Here is a 26,292-nt window from a genome sequence, read left to right as displayed (position 1 = left end):
TATATTTATCTCGCAGACCTTTGCTCCAGCTCAGAGATGATGTGTTTATATCTTTTTTCCGTTAAAGGATAGAAGGCGATAAGAATAATAGAAAGCAAAATGAAAAATCCCGGAATCAAAGCATTCATATTTTTAATCGCATTCAATGACGCAACTGTCTGGTCTGTATTCGCCACATACCCGGCGATTCCTAAATAGATGGCCGAAAATGACCCGGCCAACGCCACACCCAGCTTATTGATAAAGCTCATGCTCGAAATCACCACACCATCCGCGCGAATTCCGGTTTTCCATTCCGCATAATCGACACAATCCGCAACCATTCCCCAAGCAAGCGTATTTAAAGGCGTTGTGAAAAATCCTGAAACGAAAAGCCAAATGAAAATGAGTGGAATTGAAGAATACGGCGTAAAATGCAGGCCGGCATAAGAAATAAGCGATAGAGCTGCCGTGATGATCATGACTTGTTTTCTGCCCCACTTCTCAGAAAAGAAAGGAATAAACAAATTGCTGATCAGCGCTGCTCCGAAAAATAAAACGGTGCCCATAAACACGAACTCTTTATGGTTTACGTTATACGTAAAATAATACACCATCGTGCTGAGCTTAATATTAAACCCGATCGCAAAAGCCAAAAATGATGAAATTAACATGAGCAAGGGTTTGTTTTGGAATAAAACGGATAAGGTCTTTTTGATCCCTTGTTTTTTTCTCTTTTTAGGCTGAATCCGCTCCCTGACAGTAAAGAAACTAAATAGATTCAAAACAATGCTGACCGCCGCGTAGATGAGCGCCGTCATCTGAAATCCAAACGCCTGATCCTCTCCTCCGATAGCAGTTGCAAGCGGTGTCGCACAGGAAATGGATAAAAGAATGCCGATATACACCAAAATCATCCGGGTTGTGGTCAGAACCGTTCGCTCCTCCACAGAATTCGTCATCCGCCCCGTTAAGCTGTTCACCGGGATCGTTTGCATACTAAAGGACATCCCAAGCAGAATATAGGTGACGTACGCATATACCATATTCCCGGTCTCACCGAAATGAGGCGTCGTGAAACATAAGAATGTGAATAGCGCAAAAGGAAATGCCACCCACAGCAAATATGGCCTTGCTTTTCCCCACCTTGTATTCGTTTTATCTAAAATCAATCCCATGATCGGGTCAAAAATAGCATCCAGCACACGCACAACAAGAAACAAAGTTGCGATCACCGCAGGCTGAATGCCGCCGACGTCTGTATAATAGAATAATAAGTATGCGTTTACAAACTGAAAGATAATATTATACGACATATCGCCGAATCCATAGCCGATTCGTTCAAACCAGGACAGTCCGGTACTGGATTTTGACTGATGCTTCACTTTCATTGCCGTTACTTTTTCTGTTTCAATCATCATTTCCCACCCCAAGAATCCGTTTTCATTTCCAGTAAACAAGAGGGAGAATACGAAGATCCTCCCTGTTCACTCAGCGATTTGGATACACCATCACTTTTAAACATTCATTCTTAAATTGAAGCGCCCGCTCCATCGCATCTTGCGTCTGCTCCAGCGAATATTGGTCCGTTACTAGATGCTTCGTGTCCACAATGCCTGAAGCAAGAAATTCGATTCCCTTTGGATACGTATTGGCATAACGGAAGATCCCGTAAATATCAATCTCATTATCCGCAATAAACGGTACGTTGAGCGGAATCTCGTTCTGTGAAGGCAAACCGACAATCGCCAATTTTCCGCCCCGGCGCACAGAAGCCAGTGCGGATTGCAATGCCGCTGGATTCCCTGCTGTTTCCCAAGCAACATCAACGCCTCTATCATTCGTGATCGTTTTAATCTCTTCAAGTGCATCCTGTTCACGTATATTAATAATGTGAGTCGCTCCCATTTTTTTCGCAGCTTCTAACCGCAGCGGCTCTAAGTCAGTGACGATAATTCTGCCTGCCCCAAATGCTTTAGCTGCGGCAACGGCCATTAACCCAACAGGGCCCATCCCCATAATCGCAATTGTTGATCCGGGCTGAAGCTTCGTTCTTGCCGCCGCATGAATGCCGACAGAAAACGGCTCGATCAAAGCAGCATCTTCATAAGAAAGTGAGTCTGGGATTAAAAAAACAAAGTCCTGACGCATTTTAATATATTGGACAAACGCGCCGTCCACCGGCGGTGTAGCCAAAAACTGTACATCCGGACAAAGGTTATAACGCCCTTCTTTGCACGCTTCACATCGTCCGCACGTAACACCCGGCTCTACAGCGACGCGGTCTCCCACCTTGAATTGATCGACAGATGATCCGACAGCGGCAATTTCACCCGCGCATTCATGGCCAAGGATAAATGGTTTTTCCACTACATAGTTGCCTATTCGGCCATTTGTATAGTAATGCAGATCTGATCCGCAAATTCCGACAGCCATCACCTTAATCAACACTTCATCATGATTGATGTCAGGCACAGGCACTGTTTCGATTTTGATTTCTCTTGTATTGTGCATAACAGCCGCTTTCATGTTTTGAGGTACTGTGTGAGTCATTTGGCAAATTCCTTTCTTTAGAAAATAAAATGTAAGTGCATACATTTTTATTTTCTCTGTTACTGCCCCCATTTTATCTGCTTTTCAATACGTTCAACAGCCTTTTCTGCTGTATAAAAGGACAGCGGCACTGTACTTTTATTTTTTCATATACAAAAAACGCTGGATTGATAAAATAGTACTAATAGGAGGTGCAGGCTTATGGCTGAACTTGAAAACCGAAAACAATTTGCACAACTGCTGGCACCTGGCGTCAAAACGCTAAAACTTCATCCTGATTATAAAGTCAGAAGGAAAAAGAACGAAAAAACAGGACAGTCTTACATAGATAAAATCGCACTCCAGCTGGGAGTCTCCCCAAACACGATTAAAAGCTGGATCGGACAGATGGGGGCAAACTATATTCCCGGGAGAATCGACGACGGAAAACTGTTCGGAATGATCTGGATCATTCTCGAAAAGACCGACTTGGATATCGAGTGGTTGACCGACCTGCTGGAAACCACCACCATCCCAGTCATCAAACCCGCATTGCCTGTATGGGCAGCATCCTGTTTGAAAAAAGCGAAAATACTGCGAAAAGACGGATTATTCGGGGCTCCGAGTGAAGATGAAATTGAAAATGTAGTAAAACGGCTGTTTCAAGACAGACCCGGCCATGAAACGAATGCGCTTACAGAACAGCCCATCACGCATAATTTACCCTCACGCTGGTCCGGACGCTTTATCGGACGCAGCTTTGATATGGAAGCGATACGACAATGGATGCTTTCTCCATCACCAGTCTGTTTAATCACCGGCTGGGCCGGCATGGGAAAAACCACAATTGCTCTTGAAGCCGCCTATTCCTGTGTCGACGATACTTCAGATTGGCCCGCATTCAACAGCATCATCTGGGTCAGCGCTGACTGGAAAGGATTGAGCTTTAGCGATTTTTTAAATACGATCGCCTATCAGCTCGGGCGCACAGAACAAATCGATAAATCAATCAATGAAAAACGGTTCGTCGTCCGCAATGCGTTAGCTAATTACACTAGAGAAAAACCGATCCTGCTGATCGTTGACAGCATTGATACTGCAGAACGTGACATTCATGAATTTATCACCAGCCTTCCGCAAGGCGTGAAAGTTCTCCTCACAGCGCGGGAAAACGTAAAGCAAACCTATCGGGAAAGCTTCGGAGAAATGACAGCTATTCAGCTGAGCGGCCTTGACCAAACAGATGCCTTGGATTTTTTTCAGCAAGAAGTGCACCGATGCTTACAAACATGCAACATTCAAAATAAACGGGAAAAGCTGGAGCAGCTGTTACATCTATCATCTGACCTGAAAAACGAATTCATTTCAGCGACTGCCGGAAACCCGAAAGCCATGGCACTCAGCATTGCCTATATGTCAGACGATGACATCCCCGCTCAGCAGCTGATTCATGAGCTTGGAAAAGCAGGCTACTCACTGCTGGAATTGTTTGAATTCCTCTTTGGCCGCACCTGGGATAGATGCAATGAAGATACGCGAAAGCTATGGCAGACGCTTTGCTTTTTCAGCAAGCCGCCTGATGAAAAAAGCCTGGCGGCAGCAGCCGGATTAGACGCCCGCCGTTTTCATTACGCTATGGAACAAATGCGGTCATATGCGCTGATTCAGCCGGAACGAAGCGAAGGAAGGACACAATACTTAGCGCACCAAACCGTTGTCGCTTACGGAGAACGGCACTTGTCCGAACAACACGAATATGAAAAAGAAGCCCGCAATCGCTGGGCTTACTATTATATTGATTATGCTGAAACCCATTTAAAGCGGGAACAGCCAAACTCTATCTATTGGAGCTACCTGCTGGGACGGAATTTAGATCAAATGAAACAAGATTGGCCAAACATCTTAAAGGTCATCCAATGGGCAAGCGACACCGATCAAAAAGAAATCCTAATCGAACTCATCACCCGAATTAGCCATTTTCTAAGCAGAATCAACCTTCCCCTGCGTATCGAATACGGATGCAAAGCCGCCGACGCCGCCCATCAATTAGGCAAACACACACGAGAAGCGTACTTCCGAATCGACACAGCAGGCTGGGCTCTGATGGAAGTCAATGATTTAGACAGGGCCTTACAGCAAATTGAAGCCGGGCTGAGGATTCTGGAACAATCAGACGCTCACGATGCCTATGATCTAAAGATTTGGGGACACGCACTCAAAGCAAGGCTTTTTTTAAAAGACGGGCAACAGGAAAATGCAGAGACCATTTTAAACGAAATCGAAAATCAACCGATTTCCCCTACCATTCAACACAGAGTTCTATTGGTTCGCGGTGACTTAAGCTTTGCGAAAGGTTATCATGTAGAAGCCATTCAATTATACGAAGCGGCAAATGAAATCAGCTCCACGTACGGCGGCGAAAAAACGATAGAAGCCTATTTCAATCTGGGTGTCGCTTACGTGAAATGTGGTCAATTTGAGAAAGCGGAAGAAGCTTTTGAGCAAATGCTCTATGACAAACATAACGCCAATCAGGTTGAACTGATCTACTATCACTACGGAATGGCGCAGCTGTTGTACCGTAAAGGAGAGAAAACGAAAGCGATGGAAGCTAATCAGAAGGCGCTTCGTTTGATTGATTCGTGGGAGCCTGCGATTGGGATTCGGGGAGAGGTGGAACTTTTGGCAAGGGTGACTAAAGAAAACGAGTAGTACGTAGTTCTGTCAGCACTCTCACTCAATAAATAGGAAAGGCCAACTGAAGTTGCAGTTGGCCTTTCGTTTCTTATTAAGGTCTACAAATGTACTGAACCAGGTTTTCCCGTATTTATCCTTTCTCTTATAAAGGAAAGCGTATCATTTGCCAGCTTTTTGCGACAAAGAACAATACCGGAATGACCACAATTGTAGACATATCTTGTGGGTTTCCCCCAGCTTTCCCATAAATAATCTGCATCTTTTAAGTCAATATACTGATCATGTTTAGCAGAAATCAGCAGAATGTTATCTTTATTAACTTTCGGCAAGGCTTGACTAGGATCTGTGATATTCCAATATTTTGTTAAATCTTCATAGGTCACACCATTTTGTTCTAATTCTTCTCTTATGAATTTACCTGGGATCGTGTTCCATATTGAATAAGAAAGGCGATTGGCATAAAAGATTGATACCACTACATCAATTTGGGATTCTAGGGTTGCAATTAGATTAGTAACCCATCCCCCTAAGCTTACCCCCACTATGATAACAGGGCCTTTTTTATTTGCTTTTATCCAGTGAATTAATGCCCGTAAATCGACAATGGCCTGTCTTGTCGACTCAATTGTACGATCAATATTTGCACTAATCATCAACTCGCCACTATACAGTGAATTTTCCGGTTCTCTTTCAAAATGGTATGGAAGAGAATAATAATACATATTCCAGCCTAAATCGTTCATTATACGTTTATGAAATATTTTTTTGATTCTATCGAACGAATCCATGCGCCAGCCGTGTACAAAGATGACATTGGGTTGATCTATATCATTTTTATTTAAAAAAACCTCCCCTTTTAAAGTATCATTAACAGGATTCCCAGTTTGAATTAAGGATTCATAACGAAATGTTCCAACCCTATAATTTTTTTTAGATTCATTCAAGTCAATTGAAACATCAGCTATATTTGCACTGTAAAATTCCTCTCTATCATCGATATCGGCTGCAATAGCAGCAGAAAAATGTTTATCTTTGCTTCTTTTTCTGTGTAAATCATATAAAGCCAAGCGATCTATCATTTCTGAAAAATGCACTATTAAGTCCTCCTTGGTAATCATAAAAAACTAATATTAGATTTAATAATTGGAATGTCGGTCTCCATAGAGTAGGGATGAATATTATCAAGATGTTGGTGGAAGAACCTAACTACATCGCCAGTGAATTTTTGAGAATCAGATTATTCTGCCGTTCTATATATTTAACATACATCGTCTTAGTAGCTAAAAAGCAGCACAAATAGAAAATTTAAAAGGATTTCTCTTTGACAGTGTTTTGCTTTTAGAAACGTCTAAGAGTGTTGGTGACACTATTTATTTAGATAACTGGGGCTTTTTTATCTTATGAGAGGATACCATCTCCTGTCTGCAATAGGGAGAGAAGTAACAGAGGATTTGCACGAATAATTTTTAAACCCTTTTTATAATCATAACAGAAATGCAGTTTACTGAAGTTACAGTAAGCCGTTTGTCAAAGAAGACGTAAACAGGAATCTGAGCGGGTAGATTTTTTGTATTTTGGTCAATTGATTAGTTCATATCGGGATTATCAAAACTATTGAAAATCGATATAGAACAGTGCTGAAAAAATCAAACTACGAAAGACAAAAAAAAAAGAAGCTTCTCACAAGTTCAATGAACTCATGAGAAGCCTCGAAATTTACAAATGGCATCAATAGGGCATCAAAAATGACGTCCGTTGCCGACAAACCTTTGTAAATCAAGGTTTTTTTGTCGGTTTTACATCATGCCGCCCATACCGCCCATGCCGCCCATGTCAGGCATTCCGCCGCCAGCGTTTTCTTCTGGCTTGTCAGCGACAACGGCTTCAGTTGTTAAGAACATTGCAGCTACAGACGCAGCGTTTTGAAGAGCTGAGCGTGTAACTTTCGTTGGGTCAACGATACCTTTTTCGATCATGTTTACCCATTCGCCAGTTGCAGCGTTGAAGCCTACGCCGATTTCTTCGTTTTTGAGGCGCTCAACGATGACAGATCCTTCAAGACCAGCGTTATGTGCGATTTGACGGATTGGCTCTTCAAGCGCGCGAAGCACGATGTTGATACCTGTTTGAGCATCGCCTTCAGCTTCAACTGCAGCGACTTTGTTATATACATTTACAAGCGCTGTACCACCACCGGATACGATGCCTTCTTCAACAGCTGCGCGAGTTGAGTTCAGGGCGTCTTCGATGCGAAGTTTACGCTCTTTCAGTTCAGTTTCAGTCGCAGCGCCGACTTTGATGACAGCTACGCCGCCAGCAAGTTTAGCAAGACGCTCTTGTAATTTTTCTCTGTCGAATTCAGAAGTTGTTTCTTCCACTTGAGCGCGGATTTGAGTCACGCGGGCAGAAATTTTGTCTGTTTCGCCAGCGCCTTCAACGATTGTTGTGTTTTCTTTAGTAACGACAACTTTAGAAGCGCGTCCCAATTGAGCGATTTGAGTAGATTTCAGGTCAAGGCCAAGATCTTCTGTGATGACTTCTCCGCCAGTAAGGACAGCGATGTCTTCAAGCATTGCTTTACGGCGGTCACCGAAGCCAGGAGCTTTAACAGCCACTGCGTTGAATGTGCCGCGAAGTTTGTTCACAACAAGTGTAGCAAGTGCTTCGCCTTCAACGTCTTCTGCGATCAGAAGCAATGGTTTGCCTTGCTGAACAACCTGCTCAAGCACAGGAAGGATTTCTTGAATGTTTGTGATTTTTTTGTCTGTGATTAAGATGTAAGGATTGTCAAGAACCGCTTCCATCTTATCAGAGTCAGTTACCATGTAAGGAGACGCATATCCGCGGTCGAATTGCATACCTTCAACAACTTCAAGCTCAGTTGTGAAGCCTTTAGACTCTTCGATTGTGATAACGCCGTCGTTTCCTACGCGCTCCATTGCTTCAGCGATAAGGCTTCCGACTTCCTCATCAGCAGCAGAGATCGCAGCAACCTGAGCGATAGACTCTTTGCCTTCGATTGGCTTAGAAATTTCTTTTAAGTTTTCGATCGCAACCGCTACAGCTTGTTCCATCCCTTTACGCACGCCTACAGGGTTAGCGCCTGCTGTTACGTTTTTAAGACCTTCACGAATCATTGCTTGCGCAAGAACTGTTGCAGTTGTTGTACCGTCACCGGCAACATCGTTTGTTTTGCTGGCTACTTCAGCAACAAGCTTAGCACCCATGTTTTCAAACGCGTCTTCTAGCTCGATTTCTTTAGCGATTGTTACACCGTCATTTGTGATTAACGGAGAACCGAATTTTTTCTCTAGAACCACGTTGCGTCCTTTTGGTCCTAAAGTTACTTTAACAGCATCAGCAAGTGCATCGACACCGCGAAGCATTGCGCGGCGAGCTTCTTCACTAAACTTAATTTCTTTTGCCATGTTTACAAGACCTCCTCAAATGTTTTAAGTATTGTTTATTTAAGAATTAGCCAATAACAGCTAAAATGTCGCTTTCACGTAAGATTAAGTATTCAGTACCTTCGTATTTCACTTCAGTACCTGCGTATTTTGAGAAGATAATGCGGTCGCCCTCTTTTACTTCTAAAGCAACGCGCTCTCCGCTTTCTAACACGCGACCTGAACCAGCTGCCACGATTTTGCCTTCTTGCGGTTTTTCTTTTGCAGAATCCGGCAACACAATTCCGCTGGCAGTTTTTTCTTCAGATTCTACGAGTTCAATGACAACGCGATCACCTAATGGCTTTAACAATGTAATAACCTCCTCAATAGTATGAATATGTAATTTTAGCACTCAGCACTAAAGAGTGCTAACACAATTCTTATAATAAAGAATCTCCCTTCCAATTTCAAGTGATAAGATAAAAAATTTTTCACGCTTACATCATTCTTTTCCGCTCCCTTTTCCGTTAGCTTTTTCACCCCCGTACCGATTATGTTACAATAGCTGTAGATGAACGAAACCCACTTAACAAAGGAGTACATACCATTTGAGAAAACAGTATTGGTTTATTATTTTGACATATATCATCATGCAGTTTTCCGCATTAATCGCGATTCCCTTGTTATTTAAATTCGGTTATGCCGGAGGACAGCCTACAGATGAAAATATGCTGCATGCACAAGGATTATGGTCCGTTATCAGCTTTATCGCCTGTCTCGTTGTTGTTCTGCTCATTCTGAGAACCGTTCCGAAAGAAACGCTGCGAAACGGACAGAAGGACTCAATCGGACTTTCTATCCTTTGGGCGATAGCCGGTTTTTTCATTGCCCTTTTCTCTCAAGGAATAGCAGGCTCTATTGAATATTATGTTTTTGGCATCGGAAGAGAATCAGAAAATACACAAGCGATTCTGGATGTCATTCAGGCAGTCCCGCTCATGATTATCGTTTCTTCCGTCATCGGGCCTATATTAGAAGAAATCATCTTCAGAAAAATCATTTTCGGCGCGCTCTACGAAAAAACGAATTTCTTTTTCGCAGGACTGATCAGCTCGGTTATCTTCGGTATTGTTCACGCTGATTTGAAGCATCTTCTTCTATATACAGCAATGGGTTTTACCTTTGCCTTTTTATATGCGAGAACAAAACGGATATGGGTGCCGATTTTCGCCCATTTAATGATGAATACATTCGTCGTCATCATGCAGCTTGAGCCTGTTCGGAATTACCTTGAACAGCAGAGCACACAAATGCAATTGATTATTGGAGGATTATTTTTATGAGAAACCCGGTAGTTTGGGGAATGATCTACTTTGCCGTAGGGTGCATCTTTACTTATCTTGCCGCAAGCTCGCCAGGCAGCATGTGGTCATTTTACTCCATCCTGCTGATGGTGTTCGCCGCTTACAACATCAGCATTTCTTTTAAGATGTTCGCCTTTTCATTTAAAATCAAAAAGAACCAAAAATAAAGAAAATCCATTTCTGAATGAGAAATGGATTCAAATTAAATCCTAAAACGGCTTTCGTTTTAGGATTTTGTCATTTTCAGCGTGATTGAAAACCCTTGAAGTCTAGGAAAGGCGAGCATTGGAGCGGAGCGAATGTTTTCATTCGTGAGCACCAACGCACAGGCTTGACAACGAATGCGGGGGGTTTGTCAACACGCTGAATCCATTTCTCGCATGAGAAATGGATTTTTTATTATTGCCCCGAAGACACGTCCTGATCGGCAGCACTGCTTTTCTGCGCTTTCCGATAAGCGGCCTTCGATATCAGAATACTGATTTCATATAAAATCAAAAGCGGGACTGTGACCATCATATGGGACAGAAGCTCAGGCGGTGTAATCAGGGCTGCGATCACCAGCAGCGTAAAATACGCATACTTTCTGATTTTCGCCAAGAACATCGGTGTCACAATTCCGAGCCTGGTCAAAAACATGAGGATGACCGGCATTTGGAACAGAAGTCCAAACGGAATCGTCAGCTGCAGAAGAAAATGAAAATATTCATTAATTCCGATCACCTGATTGACATTCAAGTCCTGAGAAATCCGCTTCATAAAATCAACAACAAAAGGAAATAAAATATAATATGAAAAAGATATGCCCGCTAAAAACAGCAAAATAGAGATCGGAATGTAGCTGAGCGTTACTTTGCGCTCTTTCTCATAGAGACCCGGACTCACAAAAGCCCAAAGCTGATAAAGAATAACCGGCGAGGTCAGGACTATGCCGATGATAAACGCAAACTGCATAAACACATAAAGCGGGTCTGTCAGGTTAAACGCGTTAAGCGTAAGCTGCTTCGCTTCATCTGTTTCTTGCAGATACACAATAATCGGCTTCGCTAAAAAAAATCCAGCAATAAAGAAAACGACAAACGCCAGCGCTACAATCAGCAACCGTTTTCGAAGCTCAGCAATATGCTCCAGCAGCGACATTTGATTCACTTTCATTCGTGTCATCCTAACTTACTGATCTTCTTTCTTTTTTTCCTCTTCATCACTCGTTAAACCTTTTGTAGCGTTTTTGAATTCACGAAGTGTGTCTCCCGCTGCTTTCCCCAATTCAGGCAGCTTTTTGGGACCGAAGATAATCAGAGCAACGATTGCGATAACAGCAAGGCTTCCAGGACCGATCGGCATATTTGGGCTCCTCCTTTCCCTCTATTCGATTTCCTCTAAAACTGAATAATGCTTCAAAAAATAAACCAGTGACTGAAGCTCAACTGCTAAATCTATATGATGAATTCGAATGTGTTCCGGCACATTCAAACGGGCCGGCGTAAAATTAAGGATTCCCTTGATTCCTAATGCGACCAATCTGTCTGTAATGGATTGAGCGGCAACTGCTGGCACTGTAAGAATGGCAACTGATTCATCTTTTACGTGTTGTTCAAGGTCATCAAGGTTATAGACGGGCACGCCGCCTACCTCAGTTCCTATTTTACTCTCATTTATATCAAAAGCCATAGAAATTTTTGTGTTATTATTTTTTGTGAAATTATAGTGAAGAAATGCCGTTCCCAAGTTCCCAACACCAATCAAGATGACGTCTGTCATCTCATCCTGATCAAGCGTTTTCCGGAAAAAAGACAGCAAATAATCCACATTATATCCGTATCCTTTTTTGCCAAGAGCTCCAAAATAGGAAAAATCCCTCCGAATCGTGGCAGAATCAACCTTTACGGCATCACTGAGTTCAGCGGATGATACACGCTGCTTTCCTGACGCATGCAGATTCTTTAAAAAGCGATAGTAAAGCGGCAGCCGTTTCGCCGTCGCCTGCGGAATTTTTGATTGATCCTTATTCATTTTTGGTCCTCCAAATTATACTCGGATAGTTCTCTTTTAAAGTCACCGTTTTTCCCGCCTGTCTTCTCCAGCAAGAAAGTAGGGCCGATGACCATTCCCTTATCAAGGGCCTTGCACATATCGTAAACGGTAAGAGCGCACACCGATGCAGAAGTGAGCGCTTCCATTTCCACACCTGTACTCCCTTTCGTTTTGACCTGTGCTTTTATATGAAGTATAACTTCTGCTTCTTTTATTTTCCAGTCAAACGATATATCTACCCCGCTCAATGAAAGCGGATGGCACATCGGAATGATATTCGACGTTTGCTTTGCGGCCATAATGCCTGCCACCTGTGCGACAGCCAGTACATCTCCTTTGCCGATATCGTGACTTTGTATTTTCTCGTACACTTCATTCTTCATGTGTACGCTTGAAACAGCCGCCGCAGTACGGACAGTCGAAGATTTTTCGCTAATATCCACCATCTGGGCTCTGCCCTGTTCATTAAAATGAGAAAATCCATTCATATTAAAACGCTCCTTAAACAGATCATACACTATTTTCTTCTCTATGTCTTATATGGCCAATGTATTGTTTGCTGACTTCTGGTTCATAAGCTACACTTAACTTATTATAGCAGAGGTGAAATAATATGATGATCTTACAAGTTAATCAGCTGTCCAAATCATTTGGTGCTGATACTATTTTAAACAATATAAAGCTGGAAGTCAGAAATCGTGATCGCATCGCCATTGTAGGAAGAAATGGCGCCGGAAAATCCACGCTCCTTAAAATTATCGCAGGCCAGCTTTCGTATGAAAAGGGCGAAATTATTAAACCGAAAGATATTACAATGGGATATCTCGCCCAGCATACTGGCTTGGATTCTAAGCTTACCATAAAAGAAGAGCTGCTGACTGTTTTTGACCACTTAAAAGCAATGGAAAAGGAAATGCGGGCTATGGAAGAAAAAATGGCGGCAGCTGACCCGGGTGAATTAGAAAGCATCATGAAAACCTACGACCGCCTTCAGCAGGAATTCAAAGATAAAGGCGGCTATCAATATGAAGCGGATGTAAGATCTGTGCTGCATGGTCTCGGCTTCAGCCATTTTGACGATTCTACACAGGTTCAAAGCCTCAGCGGAGGCCAGAAAACAAGACTGGCTTTAGGTAAGCTTCTGTTAACACAGCCTGATTTGCTCATTCTCGATGAGCCGACAAACCATCTGGATATTGATACGCTTACCTGGCTTGAGCATTATTTACAAGGCTATTCAGGCGCCATCCTCATCGTTTCGCATGACCGCTACTTTTTGGACAAAGTAGTAAACCAGGTGTACGAGGTATCAAGAGCAGAAAGCAAAAAGTATCACGGCAACTACAGCGCTTATCTCGATCAAAAAGCCGCGCAGTATGAAAAAGATCTTAAAATGTATGAAAAGCAGCAGGACGAGATTGCAAAGCTGCAGGACTTCGTAGACCGAAATCTGGCGAGAGCCTCTACCACCAAAAGGGCGCAAAGCCGCAGAAAGCAGCTGGAGCGAATGGAAGTCATGTCAAAACCGCTTGGCGATGAAAAATCCGCAAACTTTCATTTTGATATTACAAAACAGAGCGGAAATGAAGTCCTTCGTGTTCAGGATCTCACAATCAGCTATGAAAACCAGCCGCCGCTTTTAACAGAAGTGTCATTCATGCTCACAAGAGGAGAAAGCGCAGCGCTTGTCGGCCCTAACGGAATTGGTAAATCGACATTGCTGAAAACATTGATAGACACCCTAAAACCAGATCAAGGAACAATCTCATACGGCTCAAATGTCAGTGTCGGCTATTATGATCAGGAACAGGCTGAGCTGACTTCCTCTAAACGTGTCCTTGATGAGCTGTGGGACGAGTACCCCGGGCTCCCAGAAAAAGAAATCAGAACGTGTCTCGGAAATTTCTTATTCTCCGGAGATGATGTGCTGAAACCTGTTCATTCACTGAGCGGAGGCGAAAAAGCAAGATTGGCTCTAGCTAAGCTGATGCTTCAAAAAGCCAACTTTCTCATCCTTGATGAACCGACGAACCATCTGGATTTAGACAGCAAAGAAGTTCTCGAAAACGCGCTGATTGATTATCCAGGCACACTGTTATTTGTCTCACATGACAGATATTTTATTAACAGAATCGCCACAAGAGTATTGGAGCTTTCTTCAAGCCATATAGAGGAGTATCTGGGAGATTACGATTATTATACAGAGAAAAAAACAGAGCAGCTTGAATTGGAGAAAATAAATCAGCAAGAGGAAACTGAAAAAACGCCAGCTACAGTGAAGTCTGACTCCAAACGTTCCTACGAGGAAGAAAAAGAATGGAAAAAGAAAGAGCGCCAACGACTCCGTCGGATTGAAGAAATTGAAACCACTGTTCAAACCATTGAAGAGAACATTAGCCGCAATGATGAATTGCTATGTGACCCTGAAGTCTATCAGGACCATGAAAAAGTACAAGCTATCCATGCAGACAATGAGAAGCTTAATCAGGAGCTGGAATCTCTTTTGTCCGAATGGGAAGAACTATCCACAGAAGAAGATTAAAAAAGTCAAGCACCTCTTTTTAGAGGTGCTTTTTATCCACAGAACATACCCTAATAAGCAAAAAAAAGTAAGCGCTTTATACACAATATCCACAAAATATTCTGAATTTATCCACTTTATTAACAGTGACTTCAGCCCTTTGGCCATCTATATCTCTATAATTACTCACAGACATGTGGATAAATTGTGAATTATCTGTTAATAACAAACATATAAAAAGTCTCACGCTATTATCTCGTGAGACTTTGATAAGAAGTCAATTCAAGGCCAGGCTGGCCATTCATATCATATGCACCGCGAATTCCTTTTTCAAAAGCAATTGTACCAGCAGCAGCAATCATCGCAGCATTATCCGTGCATAAAGCTAATGGAGGAATGACAAGCGTAATCCCTTCATGCTGGGCAAATTCCTTTTCTAATGCAGCTCTGAGGCCTCTGTTTGCAGCTACTCCTCCGGCTAAAAGGACCTGTTTGACATCATATTCCTTTGCCGCGCGCGCCGTTTTGGTTACCAAGACATCGATCACACTATTTTGGAAACTGGCAGACAAATCTTCCGGAGCAATCTCTTGCCCTTTTTGGGATGCATTATGAAGCGTATTGATCACCGCAGACTTCAATCCGCTAAAGCTGAAGTTGTAAGAGCCTTCTTCAAGCCATGCGCGAGGAAGCGGAATATTGTCATTCCCTTTTTCAGCTAGCTTGTCAATTTGCGGTCCACCCGGATATGGCAATCCCATCGTCCGCGCCACTTTGTCGTAGGCTTCTCCTGCCGCATCATCAAGGGTTTCCCCAATGACTTCAAATGATCCATGTTCCTTCATATAAACCAGTTCTGTATGGCCTCCTGAAACGACCAATGCCAGTGCCGGGAACACGATGTCTTCTACAAGACGGTTCGCGTATATATGACCGGCTATATGATGAACGCCTACTAACGGAATGTTATGTGCAAAGCTCAATGCTTTAGCGGCATTCACTCCAATAAGAAGCGCTCCCACCAGTCCCGGACCTTCTGTTACTGCAATCGCATCAATATCACTATACGTCATGCCAGCTTTGCGAAACGCCTCTTCTATAACCAAAGTGATTTGTTCAACATGATGTCTTGAAGCAATTTCCGGAACAACGCCTCCGAAGCGCTTATGGCTTTCAATTTGAGAGGCTACTACGTTTGAAATGATCTCTTTCCCGTTTTTCACAATAGCTGCAGCAGTCTCATCACAGCTTGTTTCAATTCCTAATACGTACATGTCTTTTTGCTCACTCATTTATCGTCACCCACATAATTAACGCATCTTCCCCGTTATCAGTATAATAGTTCTTTCTTATTCCGCCGGGCTGCATCCCGAATTTCTTATATAAGCCTTGAGCAGGATGATTCGAAACCCTCACTTCAAGCGAAAGCCGCCTTGCGTCTTTTTCTTTGCACAGTTCAACAGCTGAGCGAAAAAGCGTTTCTCCTAAAGACTGGCCGCGATACTCTGGTTTTATCGCTATATTTGTAATTTGGGCATCGTCCATCACAATCCAAATCCCGCAATACCCAGCAAGATGGCCGTCCTTTTCAATCACGAGATAATGAGCATACGGATTTTCCAGCAGCTCATGATAAAACGAATCCTTCGTCCAAGGAGACGTAAAGGAGGATGCTTCGATTTCGTATACGTGATCTATATCTTCAAGCCGCATATTTCTGACCGCTGCTTTTGTTTTCATCCTATCACCCTACTTTTGACTTTCAATCCATTTCGCTTCAGCTTCTGCCAGCCGCAAGTAATCCGGGACAAGCCCATGAACATCAGCTGCTTCCTTTTCCTTCCCGAGAAAAGCCAATTCTGAAGGACGCGGGTTATGCTGGGCGGCAGTTCCAATGAACCCTTTTGTTCCAAGCACATCCTCGATCATCTGCTTGTGAAGAGAAGTATCATGGCCTAAAAACAAAACAGGGCGGTCCTTTTCTTTTAGCATCTCCAGCCAATCTGCCAGCATCACATTTTGATCTGGAACAACTTGCTCTAAAAGCCCATTTTTATATTGATACAGACCTGTGTACACCTGTCCCCGTCTAGCATCAAAGATTGGGCTGATCAGACCGTCAAAATGCCGGCCATTTGCCGCAAGCGTCTCAAGACTTGATACAGCACTTATTGGAATGTCTAAAGACCAGGCAAGTGTTTTGGCCAACGTCACACCTATTCTTACTCCTGTGTATGAACCAGGGCCTTTTGCAACGACAATTTTAGAAAGGTCCTGCGGTGCCATATCACAATCATTCAGCAATGAATGAACAGCAGGCATCGCTCTTACAGAGTGGTTCTTTTTCAAGTATGTAATGTATTCTGCTATAACGGTGTCTTCTCGAAGCAGCGCAATGCCCAATGTATAATTTGATGTATCAATTGCTAATATTGTCATGTCTACTTAACTCCTCACAAAGCATTTCATACCGATTCCCGACAGCAGTAAAGGTAATTTCCCGCTCATCATCACCAGCTCTTTTGATGACAATTTGCAGTCGCTCCTGCGGCAGCTGTTCTTCAATTAAATGAGCCCATTCAACGAGACAGACACCTTGTCCGTGAAAATATTCATCAAGTCCCAAATCTTCACTTTCATCTTCCATTCTATACACATCCATATGATAAAGAGGAAGTACGCCATCGTTATATTCTTTTATAATTGTAAAAGTCGGACTGTTTACAACACGTGTAATTCCCAGCCCTTCTGCAAAACCTTTCGTAAAAGTCGTTTTTCCTGCACCTAAATCGCCCTCTAATGTCAGGACGTCTCCCGGTTTAGCAAACGCTGCCGTCAGCTTGGCAATTGCTTTTGTTTCTTCTGGATTTACAGTTCTCCATTTTAATTGCTTCACACGAGTCACCCGTCTTATTTAAAATGATTATATCCCTTTTTCTCTAAGATCATTGATGTTTGATCTGTTTTTAGGATCACTTTAGAATTTGTTTTTTCCCTGACATGGCCAATCTTTGTAATGGGAAGTTGACGTGCTGCGCACTCCTGCTTCAACACTTCCCACTCCTCATCTGAAACCGTCCCTGTCAGCTCAAAATCCTCACCGCCAAACAAAGCCCATTCTTTCCAGTTAGGATGAAGCTTAGGCAAATCAGAATGAATTGGAAGCATGCTTTCATCAATTTCAATTGAAACACAGCTGGCTTCTGCAATCTCGTTCAGTTCACTAGCCAATCCGTCACTAATATCATTTAAAGCTGCTCGCTTAAAACTCGAGCATAATCTGCCGACGCTTACTCTTGGCTCAGGCCGTTTATGCCTGTGGATAAAGTAATCCGTTTCCACAGATGAGTTTTGAGGATTAGTCTCTTCCAGCAATAAAGAAAGCCCTGCTGCAGAAGAACCGATTTCACCGGTTACAAACACAATATCATTCGGTTTTGCCAAGCTGCGCAAACAGGCCTGTCCCTTTTCAATTTCACCGATTACAGTGACTGTAACGACTAATTTGTCAGCGGTAGAAACTGTATCGCCGCCAATCAGATCCATATGATATAGTTTCGCCAGTTCATTCATTCCTTCATACATCGCCTTGATTTCAGATTCAGTCCATTTTGAAGGTACCGCAAGTGATACCAGATAAAACTTAGGAATGCCTCCCATCGCGGCAATATCACTTATATTAACGGCTAACGCCTTGTACCCGATATCTTCAGGTGAGGAATAGTGTAATTTGAAGTGCACGTCTTCTACCATAGTATCAACACAAACAATTTCCTGAACGCCGTGTTTCGCAGTGTAGAGCGCTGCATCATCACCTATTCCTACATCAACGGAAGAATGGTGAATGGTCCGCGGAGTAATGCTATGTATCAAATCAAATTCATCCATGAACCAAAACCTCCTTTCAACCCTGCTTATGCCTATTTGTGCTCTTCCTAGTTTATCGAATTTTGCTGGAATATCCAAGATGTTCCCGATATAAAGAAAGCTTGGCTATGACACCAAGCAGAAGATACAGTAAAAGAAAACACAAAAAAAACGAAAACATGATCGTTTCGTTTACATTAATGGCGGTCCGGACGGGACTCGAACCCGCGACCTCCTGCGTGACAGGCAGGCATTCTAACCAACTGAACTACCGGACCATATTTGTATAGGATTATTTTGGTTGCACCCTTAGGGCACTCCTTATTTAATCATATATTTGGTTGCGGGGGCAGGATTTGAACCTGCGACCTTCGGGTTATGAGCCCGACGAGCTACCGAACTGCTCCACCCCGCGATGATAAAAGTAATGCTTGGCGGCGTCCTACTCTCACAGGGGGAAACCCCCGACTACCATCGGCGCTGAAGAGCTTAACTTCCGTGTTCGGTATGGGAACGGGTGTGACCTCTTCGCTATCGCCACCAAACAAATTGAGAGTGTTCTCTCAAAACTAGATAACAGGTGTGACATCATTCAAAAATATGGTTAAGTCCTCGATCGATTAGTATCTGTCAGCTCCATGTGTCGCCACACTTCCACCTCAGACCTATCAACCTGATCATCTTTCAGGGATCTTACTTCCTTGCGGAATGGGAAATCTCATCTTGAGGGGGGCTTCATGCTTAGATGCTTTCAGCACTTATCCCGTCCGCACATAGCTACCCAGCGATGCCCTTGGCAGAACAACTGGTACACCAGCGGTGCGTCCATCCCGGTCCTCTCGTACTAAGGACAGCTCCTCTCAAATTTCCTGCGCCCGCGACGGATAGGGACCGAACTGTCTCACGACGTTCTGAACCCAGCTCGCGTACCGCTTTAATGGGCGAACAGCCCAACCCTTGGGACCGACTACAGCCCCAGGATGCGATGAGCCGACATCGAGGTGCCAAACCTCCCCGTCGATGTGGACTCTTGGGGGAGATAAGCCTGTTATCCCCGGGGTAGCTTTTATCCGTTGAGCGATGGCCCTTCCATGCGGAACCACCGGATCACTAAGCCCGACTTTCGTCCCTGCTCGACTTGTAGGTCTCGCAGTCAAGCTCCCTTGTGCCTTTACACTCTGCGAATGATTTCCAACCATTCTGAGGGAACCTTTGGGCGCCTCCGTTACCTTTTAGGAGGCGACCGCCCCAGTCAAACTGCCCACCTGACACTGTCTCCCCGCCCGATAAGGGCGGCGGGTTAGAAGGTCAATACAGCCAGGGTAGTATCCCACCGATGCCTCCACCGAAGCTGGCGCTCCGGTTTCCAAGGCTCCTACCTATCCTGTACAAGCTGTACCAACATTCAATATCAGGCTGCAGTAAAGCTCCACGGGGTCTTTCCGTCCTGTCGCGGGTAACCTGCATCTTCACAGGTACTATAATTTCACCGAGTCTCTCGTTGAGACAGTGCCCAGATCGTTGCGCCTTTCGTGCGGGTCGGAACTTACCCGACAAGGAATTTCGCTACCTTAGGACCGTTATAGTTACGGCCGCCGTTTACTGGGGCTTCAATTCGCACCTTCGCTTACGCTAAGCGCTCCTCTTAACCTTCCAGCACCGGGCAGGCGTCAGCCCCTATACTTCGCCTTACGGCTTCGCAGAGACCTGTGTTTTTGCTAAACAGTCGCCTGGGCCTATTCACTGCGGCTCTCTCGGGCTTGCACCCTAACAGAGCACCCCTTCTCCCGAAGTTACGGGGTCATTTTGCCGAGTTCCTTAACGAGAGTTCTCTCGATCACCTTAGGATTCTCTCCTCGCCTACCTGTGTCGGTTTGCGGTACGGGCACCTCTCACCTCGCTAGAGGCTTTTCTTGGCAGTGTGGAATCAGGAACTTCGCTACTATATTTCGCTCGCCATCACAGCTCAGCCTTATGGGAAACGGATTTGCCTATTTCCCAGCCTAACTGCTTGGACGCGGATATCCAATACCGCGCTTACCCTATCCTCCTGCGTCCCCCCATTGCTCAAATGGTGAGGAGGTGGTACAGGAATATCAACCTGTTGTCCATCGCCTACGCCTTTCGGCCTCGGCTTAGGTCCCGACTAACCCTGAGCGGACGAGCCTTCCTCAGGAAACCTTAGGCATTCGGTGGAGGGGATTCTCACCCCTCTTTCGCTACTCATACCGGCATTCTCACTTCTAAGCGCTCCACCAGTCCTTCCGGTCTGGCTTCACAGCCCTTAGAACGCTCTCCTACCACTGTTCGAAGAACAGTCCGCAGCTTCGGTGATACGTTTAGCCCCGGTACATTTTCGGCGCAGAGTCACTCGACCAGTGAGCTATTACGCACTCTTTAAATGGTGGCTGCTTCTAAGCCAACATCCTGGTTGTCTAAGCAACTCCACATCCTTTTCCACTTAACGTATACTTTGGGACCTTAGCTGGCGGTCTGGGCTGTTTCCCTTTCGACTACGGATCTTATCACTCGCAGTCTGACTCCCAAGGATAAGTCATTGGCATTCGGAGTTTGACTGAATTCGGTAACCCGGTAGGGGCCCCTAGTCCAATCAGTGCTCTACCTCCAAGACTCTTACCTTGAGGCTAGCCCTAAAGCTATTTCGGAGAGAACCAGCTATCTCCAGGTTCGATTGGCATTTCACCCCTACCCACACCTCATCCCCGCACTTTTCAACGTGCGTGGGTTCGGGCCTCCATTCAGTGTTACCTGAACTTCACCCTGGACATGGGTAGATCACCTGGTTTCGGGTCTACGACCACGTACTCATGCGCCCTATTCAGACTCGCTTTCGCTGCGGCTCCGCATCTTCTGCTTAACCTTGCACGGGATCGTAACTCGCCGGTTCATTCTACAAAAGGCACGCCATCACCCGTTAACGGGCTCTGACTACTTGTAGGCACACGGTTTCAGGATCTCTTTCACTCCCCTTCCGGGGTGCTTTTCACCTTTCCCTCACGGTACTGGTTCACTATCGGTCACTAGGGAGTATTTAGCCTTGGGAGATGGTCCTCCCGGATTCCGACGGAATTTCACGTGTTCCGCCGTACTCAGGATCCACTCAGGAGAGAACGAAGTTTTGACTACAGGGCTGTTACCTCCTATGGCGGGCCTTTCCAGACCTCTTCATCTACCTCGTTCCTTTGTAACTCCGTACAGAGTGTCCTACAACCCCAAGAGGCAAGCCTCTTGGTTTGGGCTAATCCCGTTTCGCTCGCCGCTACTCAGGGAATCGCATTTGCTTTCTCTTCCTCCGGGTACTTAGATGTTTCAGTTCCCCGGGTCTGCCTTCTCATATCCTATGAATTCAGATATGGATACCACTCCATTACGAGTGGTGGGTTTCCCCATTCGGAAATCTCCGGATCAAAGCTTGCTTACAGCTCCCCGAAGCATATCGGTGTTCGTCCCGTCCTTCATCGGCTCCTAGTGCCAAGGCATCCACCGTGCGCCCTTTCTAACTTAACCGTTAAAAAGAATCACTATGTGATATCTTGTATTACTAATTGAATGTGATGTCTACTGTTATCTAGTTTTCAAAGAACACGTTTCGAAGGAATGATCCTTCAAAACTAAACAAGACAGGGAACGTTCTGTTTATAAGACCCAAGGTCTTATATTCCGTATAATATCCTTAGAAAGGAGGTGATCCAGCCGCACCTTCCGATACGGCTACCTTGTTACGACTTCACCCCAATCATCTGTCCCACCTTCGGCGGCTGGCTCCTAAAAGGTTACCTCACCGACTTCGGGTGTTACAAACTCTCGTGGTGTGACGGGCGGTGTGTACAAGGCCCGGGAACGTATTCACCGCGGCATGCTGATCCGCGATTACTAGCGATTCCAGCTTCACGCAGTCGAGTTGCAGACTGCGATCCGAACTGAGAACAGATTTGTGGGATTGGCTTAACCTCGCGGTTTCGCTGCCCTTTGTTCTGTCCATTGTAGCACGTGTGTAGCCCAGGTCATAAGGGGCATGATGATTTGACGTCATCCCCACCTTCCTCCGGTTTGTCACCGGCAGTCACCTTAGAGTGCCCAACTGAATGCTGGCAACTAAGATCAAGGGTTGCGCTCGTTGCGGGACTTAACCCAACATCTCACGACACGAGCTGACGACAACCATGCACCACCTGTCACTCTGCCCCCGAAGGGGACGTCCTATCTCTAGGATTGTCAGAGGATGTCAAGACCTGGTAAGGTTCTTCGCGTTGCTTCGAATTAAACCACATGCTCCACCGCTTGTGCGGGCCCCCGTCAATTCCTTTGAGTTTCAGTCTTGCGACCGTACTCCCCAGGCGGAGTGCTTAATGCGTTAGCTGCAGCACTAAGGGGCGGAAACCCCCTAACACTTAGCACTCATCGTTTACGGCGTGGACTACCAGGGTATCTAATCCTGTTCGCTCCCCACGCTTTCGCTCCTCAGCGTCAGTTACAGACCAGAGAGTCGCCTTCGCCACTGGTGTTCCTCCACATCTCTACGCATTTCACCGCTACACGTGGAATTCCACTCTCCTCTTCTGCACTCAAGTTCCCCAGTTTCCAATGACCCTCCCCGGTTGAGCCGGGGGCTTTCACATCAGACTTAAGAAACCGCCTGCGAGCCCTTTACGCCCAATAATTCCGGACAACGCTTGCCACCTACGTATTACCGCGGCTGCTGGCACGTAGTTAGCCGTGGCTTTCTGGTTAGGTACCGTCAAGGTACCGCCCTATTCGAACGGTACTTGTTCTTCCCTAACAACAGAGCTTTACGATCCGAAAACCTTCATCACTCACGCGGCGTTGCTCCGTCAGACTTTCGTCCATTGCGGAAGATTCCCTACTGCTGCCTCCCGTAGGAGTCTGGGCCGTGTCTCAGTCCCAGTGTGGCCGATCACCCTCTCAGGTCGGCTACGCATCGTCGCCTTGGTGAGCCGTTACCTCACCAACTAGCTAATGCGCCGCGGGTCCATCTGTAAGTGGTAGCCGAAGCCACCTTTTATGTTTGAACCATGCGGTTCAAACAACCATCCGGTATTAGCCCCGGTTTCCCGGAGTTATCCCAGTCTTACAGGTAGGTTACCCACGTGTTACTCACCCGTCCGCCGCTAACATCAGGGAGCAAGCTCCCATCTGTCCGCTCGACTTGCATGTATTAGGCACGCCGCCAGCGTTCGTCCTGAGCCAGGATCAAACTCTCCGATAAATGGATCACAGGTTAAGTTCACCGCATCCTGCGGCGACACCTGTGTGACCTGCGTCGTGCAGGCCCTAGTTTGACTGACTACGCACATCGCTGTGCGATTTATAAAAATGAATTAACAGGTACGTTTTGTCTTGTTTAGTTTTCAAAGATCATTCAATAATGGAGCGGGTGATGAGAATCGAACTCACGACATCAGCTTGGAAGGCTGAGGTTTTACCACTAAACTACACCCGCGTGGTATCTTAAATGGCGCGCCCGAGAGGAGTCGAACCCCTAACCTTTTGATCCGTAGTCAAACGCTCTATCCAATTGAGCTACGGGCGCTTGTCAAGCGACTTAACTATCATACTATCATTTGATGTTGAAGTCAAGAAGTTTTTTAATGTTTTTTCGAATCTTTTTCAATTCGACTTTTCTTATTATACACATTTTTAAAATCTTGTAAACACCTTAGGAAAACTTTTTTGTTTTTCTGTTTTGTTTCACGCTGTTCATCAGCGACGTTTAATAATATACCATGCCTGTTTTATTTGGTCAACACTTTTCCTGTATTTTTTTATTTTCTTCTTTCACGCCTTCCCATGCTTATCATGTATATATTTTATCTCATCTTACAAATAATATAAGAAAATCTCTTAAGAAGAAATGAGGCGTGTTATGTATTACTACAAAGAGGAACTGATTAATATCATTAAACCGGACAAGCCAGACCCGGCAGCTGCTAAGGTCCTGCAGGAGATATTAGGCGGTCATTACGGAGAAATGCGTACAATGATGCAGTTTTTTTTCCAAAGCTCTAATTTCAGAGGAAAGCAGAAACAGTACCGCGATCTGCTTCGCGGCATTTTTTTGGAGGAGATTGCCCACGTTGAACTGGTTCAAAACACAATCAATGCTTTATTAGATGAATCAGGCGGTGAAGGTGTCGGCAGTCAAGGTGCAGATCAAGCGCCACTTGATGAAGCGGTTAAACATGCTAATCCTCATCATTATATTATTGGAGCGCAAAGTTCCCTTCCTGTTGATGCAGGGGGCAATCCGTGGAACGGGTCGTGGGTGTATAACCACGGAAACTTAATTACTGACCTGCTTGATAATCTGCTTCTTGAGTCGACAGGTGTGCTGCAAAAAACAAGAATTTATGAAATGAGCTCTAATCAGACGTTCCGCGAAACACTTGCTTTTCTGATTGTACGCGACAATGCTCACCAGAATGCATTCGCGAAAGCGCTCGAGACATTGGGCGTTGAGTGGGCGAAGCTCCTCCCTGTACCGAATTATGACATTAATAAATATCCTGAGTGCAGAAAGTATGTCGAATTAGGCTACCATAATGCACAGTTTAACTTTAGGTTGGATGAAACGAGAATCGGTGAAATCTATCAAGGGAAATCTCCAAGCCGAAATGGCGGAGAGTTACAAGTAATAGATCCTCCGGCAGGGTTTCCCGTACCAGTGCTTCCTGAAATACCGAATGAACACAGTCCTGGGTTAGGCGATATGAATGCTTAATCCAGTGGGAAGGTGCTCAAGAAACTTCTTGAGCACCTTCTTATTGTACATTACTGATTCATTCAACGATTGGCGTTAAAGAATCGCCATTCCATATTTCTCCCTTATTGAGTGTCCAGCTGTCATGATATAAAGCTGAAGCACCCTTGTTTACTGCTGGGCTCCATTCATCATTCCATGCGAGGAAGTAAATGGTTTTAGGATATTTTTGTTTTATTGCATTGATGAACAGGCTGTAATCGAAGCTGCCGTTTGCTGTTTGCGGGCCAACTTCTGTAAAAGCAAATGGTTTATTAAGCGCTGTTAGCTGATCGTATCCATTGATCGAGTAGGCATCTTGAAAATACGCATCTAATCCGACAATATCCACGTAAGACGCGCCCGGGTAAAAATCAGTTTTAAAATCTCGGTTGGCGTCGGGAGAGTAAACCCAAATCAAATGATCAAGTCCTCTTGTGTCGGTCATATAATGATAGATTTTCTTGTAGAGCTGTTTATATAAAGAGATTCTTTCATTATCCTTTTGATTATATGATGTAAGTCCCCACCAAAACCATTCACCGTTCATTTCATGCAGCGGCCTGAACAGAACAGGCACACCTTGGTTCTCCAGCTCTTGAAGTCCGTCAGCAATTTTGCTGAGCATGGCATTTAGCCGCTTTCCTTCTGCTGTTGAAGAATCTAGTATTTTTTTATACTGATCATTTGTAATCGGTGTTTTAAAATGCCCTGACTGAAAAGCAGGGTTCGCCAGGTGCAAACTGATTTGCGGAATTCCGCCATTTTTCCAATACGACATTAAATCGCCGTTGCAGCTTACATCTATTGAATCTTCAATATTTGCTGTTTCAAGCCATCCTCTGGCATAATCGCAGCCATAAATAGCAGGCGATTGCCCGGTGGCGCTTCGGATTCTATCAGCCTCAGCCATAGAAAATGTGTCATGACTGTAACCTCCGAACGCTCCGGAAAGGACTCTGTTTTCCGTTCGGTTCGGCAGGTGCGCAAGCCAGTTCATCACTGTTTTTGTTGTCTGCTGGGCATTAGGATTCACAGGCGACACAGTATGCGCTTCAATTGGTTTTGCTAAAACAGCAGACGCAAGTAAAAATATAATGAGCAAAGAGATCGTATGTTTCTTAAACAAAT

General features: G+C 44.8%; 20 protein-coding genes, 4 tRNA genes, 3 rRNA genes and 1 pseudogene. 5 read left to right on the top strand and 23 right to left on the bottom strand.

Annotation, left to right across the window (positions count from 1 at the left end; all coding sequences use genetic code 11):
- Positions 1–5 precede the first annotated feature (5 nt).
- Both QF06_RS01990 and gutB read right to left on the bottom strand, forming a co-directional pair.
- Positions 6–1,397, bottom strand: coding sequence for an MFS transporter (locus QF06_RS01990; protein WP_041851243.1), 1,392 nt, complete (start codon positions 1,395–1,397; stop codon positions 6–8).
- Between the two features lie 73 nt (positions 1,398–1,470).
- On the bottom strand, positions 1,471–2,532 hold the full coding sequence (gene gutB / locus QF06_RS01985) for a sorbitol dehydrogenase (RefSeq protein ID WP_041851254.1): 1,062 nt from the start codon (positions 2,530–2,532) through the stop codon (positions 1,471–1,473).
- 201 nt (positions 2,533–2,733) lie between these two features.
- Here gutB and gutR point away from each other — a divergent pair, with 201 nt between their 5' ends.
- Positions 2,734–5,223, top strand: coding sequence for a glucitol operon transcriptional regulator GutR (gene gutR / locus QF06_RS01980; protein WP_041851244.1), 2,490 nt, complete (start codon positions 2,734–2,736; stop codon positions 5,221–5,223).
- An 83-nt stretch (positions 5,224–5,306) separates the two neighbouring features.
- Here gutR and QF06_RS22305 read toward each other — a convergent pair whose 3' ends face one another.
- From QF06_RS22305 to groES, 4 genes and pseudogenes are all read right to left on the bottom strand, one after another.
- Entirely contained in the window at positions 5,307–5,930 is a 624-nt protein-coding gene (locus QF06_RS22305) for an alpha/beta hydrolase family protein (RefSeq protein WP_235360717.1), read from the bottom strand.
- A 210-nt stretch (positions 5,931–6,140) separates the two neighbouring features.
- Positions 6,141–6,445: pseudogene (locus QF06_RS22300) on the bottom strand (abhydrolase domain-containing 18); the annotation flags it as partial.
- Positions 6,446–7,004: 559 nt separating this feature from the next.
- Positions 7,005–8,636: a chaperonin GroEL gene (gene groL, locus QF06_RS01970; RefSeq protein WP_003234067.1), complete on the bottom strand. Its 1,632-nt coding sequence runs from the start codon at positions 8,634–8,636 to the stop codon at positions 7,005–7,007.
- A 46-nt stretch (positions 8,637–8,682) separates the two neighbouring features.
- Complete coding sequence (gene groES, locus QF06_RS01965) at positions 8,683–8,967, bottom strand: co-chaperone GroES (RefSeq protein WP_003155970.1); 285 nt, start codon at positions 8,965–8,967, stop codon at positions 8,683–8,685.
- 238 nt (positions 8,968–9,205) lie between these two features.
- Here groES and QF06_RS01960 point away from each other — a divergent pair, with 238 nt between their 5' ends.
- Entirely contained in the window at positions 9,206–9,940 is a 735-nt protein-coding gene (locus QF06_RS01960) for a CPBP family intramembrane glutamic endopeptidase (RefSeq protein WP_029317386.1), read from the top strand.
- Positions 9,937–10,128, top strand: coding sequence for a YdiK family protein (locus QF06_RS01955; RefSeq protein ID WP_003225680.1), 192 nt, complete (start codon positions 9,937–9,939; stop codon positions 10,126–10,128). Before QF06_RS01960 ends, QF06_RS01955 begins: the two co-directional genes overlap by 4 nt.
- A gap of 232 nt (positions 10,129–10,360) precedes the next feature.
- On the opposite strand, the gene tatC is transcribed toward QF06_RS01955, so the two are convergent.
- Genes tatC through moaC form a run of 4 tightly spaced genes read right to left on the bottom strand, consistent with a single transcriptional unit; the run spans position 10,361 to position 12,483 of the window.
- The gene (tatC, locus tag QF06_RS01950; protein ID WP_080332627.1) at positions 10,361–11,125 is read right to left on the bottom strand and encodes a twin-arginine translocase subunit TatC; all 765 of its coding nucleotides are present in this window, start codon (positions 11,123–11,125) and stop codon (positions 10,361–10,363) included.
- A 6-nt stretch (positions 11,126–11,131) separates the two neighbouring features.
- Positions 11,132–11,305 (bottom strand): sec-independent protein translocase protein TatAY, encoded by a 174-nt coding sequence (tatAY, locus tag QF06_RS01945; protein WP_003234072.1) that lies wholly within the window; start codon positions 11,303–11,305, stop codon positions 11,132–11,134.
- A 21-nt stretch (positions 11,306–11,326) separates the two neighbouring features.
- Positions 11,327–11,974, bottom strand: coding sequence for a redox-sensing transcriptional repressor Rex (locus QF06_RS01940; RefSeq protein WP_003234073.1), 648 nt, complete (start codon positions 11,972–11,974; stop codon positions 11,327–11,329).
- Complete coding sequence (gene moaC, locus QF06_RS01935; protein WP_003243499.1) at positions 11,971–12,483, bottom strand: cyclic pyranopterin monophosphate synthase MoaC; 513 nt, start codon at positions 12,481–12,483, stop codon at positions 11,971–11,973. Before moaC ends, QF06_RS01940 begins: the two co-directional genes overlap by 4 nt.
- Before the next feature lie 125 nt (positions 12,484–12,608).
- Here moaC and QF06_RS01930 point away from each other — a divergent pair, with 125 nt between their 5' ends.
- The gene (locus tag QF06_RS01930) at positions 12,609–14,537 is read left to right on the top strand and encodes an ABC-F family ATP-binding cassette domain-containing protein (RefSeq protein ID WP_029317385.1); all 1,929 of its coding nucleotides are present in this window, start codon (positions 12,609–12,611) and stop codon (positions 14,535–14,537) included.
- 230 nt (positions 14,538–14,767) lie between these two features.
- Here the strand turns inward: QF06_RS01930 and tsaD are convergent, their stop codons facing one another.
- The 12 genes from tsaD to QF06_RS01870 all read right to left on the bottom strand — a co-directional run bounded on the left by tsaD (position 14,768) and on the right by QF06_RS01870 (position 23,955).
- Positions 14,768–15,808: a tRNA (adenosine(37)-N6)-threonylcarbamoyltransferase complex transferase subunit TsaD gene (gene tsaD, locus QF06_RS01925; RefSeq protein WP_003234076.1), complete on the bottom strand. Its 1,041-nt coding sequence runs from the start codon at positions 15,806–15,808 to the stop codon at positions 14,768–14,770.
- On the bottom strand, positions 15,801–16,256 hold the full coding sequence (rimI, locus tag QF06_RS01920) for a ribosomal protein S18-alanine N-acetyltransferase (RefSeq protein WP_003243019.1): 456 nt from the start codon (positions 16,254–16,256) through the stop codon (positions 15,801–15,803). Before rimI ends, tsaD begins: the two co-directional genes overlap by 8 nt.
- 9 nt (positions 16,257–16,265) lie before the next feature.
- A complete protein-coding gene (tsaB, locus tag QF06_RS01915) occupies positions 16,266–16,955 on the bottom strand; it encodes a tRNA (adenosine(37)-N6)-threonylcarbamoyltransferase complex dimerization subunit type 1 TsaB (RefSeq protein ID WP_003234078.1) in 690 nt (229 codons plus the stop codon).
- Positions 16,936–17,412 (bottom strand): tRNA (adenosine(37)-N6)-threonylcarbamoyltransferase complex ATPase subunit type 1 TsaE, encoded by a 477-nt coding sequence (gene tsaE / locus QF06_RS01910; protein ID WP_041336741.1) that lies wholly within the window; start codon positions 17,410–17,412, stop codon positions 16,936–16,938. Before tsaE ends, tsaB begins: the two co-directional genes overlap by 20 nt.
- A 14-nt stretch (positions 17,413–17,426) precedes the next feature.
- Complete coding sequence (gene thiL, locus QF06_RS01905; RefSeq protein WP_041851247.1) at positions 17,427–18,404, bottom strand: thiamine-phosphate kinase; 978 nt, start codon at positions 18,402–18,404, stop codon at positions 17,427–17,429.
- 180 nt (positions 18,405–18,584) lie between these two features.
- Positions 18,585–18,661: transfer RNA gene (locus QF06_RS01900), tRNA-Asp, on the bottom strand.
- A gap of 60 nt (positions 18,662–18,721) precedes the next feature.
- Positions 18,722–18,798, bottom strand: a tRNA-Met gene (locus tag QF06_RS01895).
- Between the two features lie 14 nt (positions 18,799–18,812).
- Positions 18,813–18,928: ribosomal RNA gene (gene rrf, locus QF06_RS01890) — 5S ribosomal RNA — on the bottom strand.
- Between the two features lie 55 nt (positions 18,929–18,983).
- Positions 18,984–21,911, bottom strand: a 23S ribosomal RNA gene (locus QF06_RS01885).
- Positions 21,912–22,081: 170 nt separating this feature from the next.
- Positions 22,082–23,631 (bottom strand): 16S ribosomal RNA (locus tag QF06_RS01880).
- Together the 16S, 23S and 5S rRNA genes with 4 tRNA genes alongside form the textbook arrangement of a ribosomal RNA operon.
- Positions 23,632–23,791: 160 nt before the next feature.
- Positions 23,792–23,865 (bottom strand) — tRNA-Gly (locus QF06_RS01875).
- A gap of 13 nt (positions 23,866–23,878) precedes the next feature.
- Positions 23,879–23,955 (bottom strand) — tRNA-Arg (locus QF06_RS01870).
- Positions 23,956–24,288: 333 nt separating this feature from the next.
- On the opposite strand from QF06_RS01870, the gene QF06_RS01865 reads away from it, so the two are divergent.
- Positions 24,289–25,143 carry a manganese catalase family protein gene (locus tag QF06_RS01865; protein WP_015382918.1) on the top strand — a complete coding sequence of 285 codons (855 nt, stop codon included), beginning with the start codon at positions 24,289–24,291 and terminating at the stop codon, positions 25,141–25,143.
- Between the two features lie 58 nt (positions 25,144–25,201).
- On the opposite strand, the gene gmuG is transcribed toward QF06_RS01865, so the two are convergent.
- Complete coding sequence (gene gmuG / locus QF06_RS01860; RefSeq protein WP_041850758.1) at positions 25,202–26,290, bottom strand: mannan endo-1,4-beta-mannosidase; 1,089 nt, start codon at positions 26,288–26,290, stop codon at positions 25,202–25,204.
- Positions 26,291–26,292 lie beyond the last annotated feature (2 nt).

Source organism: Bacillus sp. YP1 (genome assembly GCF_000877815.1).
GTDB classification, from domain to species: Bacteria; Bacillota; Bacilli; order Bacillales; family Bacillaceae; genus Bacillus; species Bacillus subtilis.
This window is presented reverse-complemented; position numbering and strand designations above follow the sequence as displayed.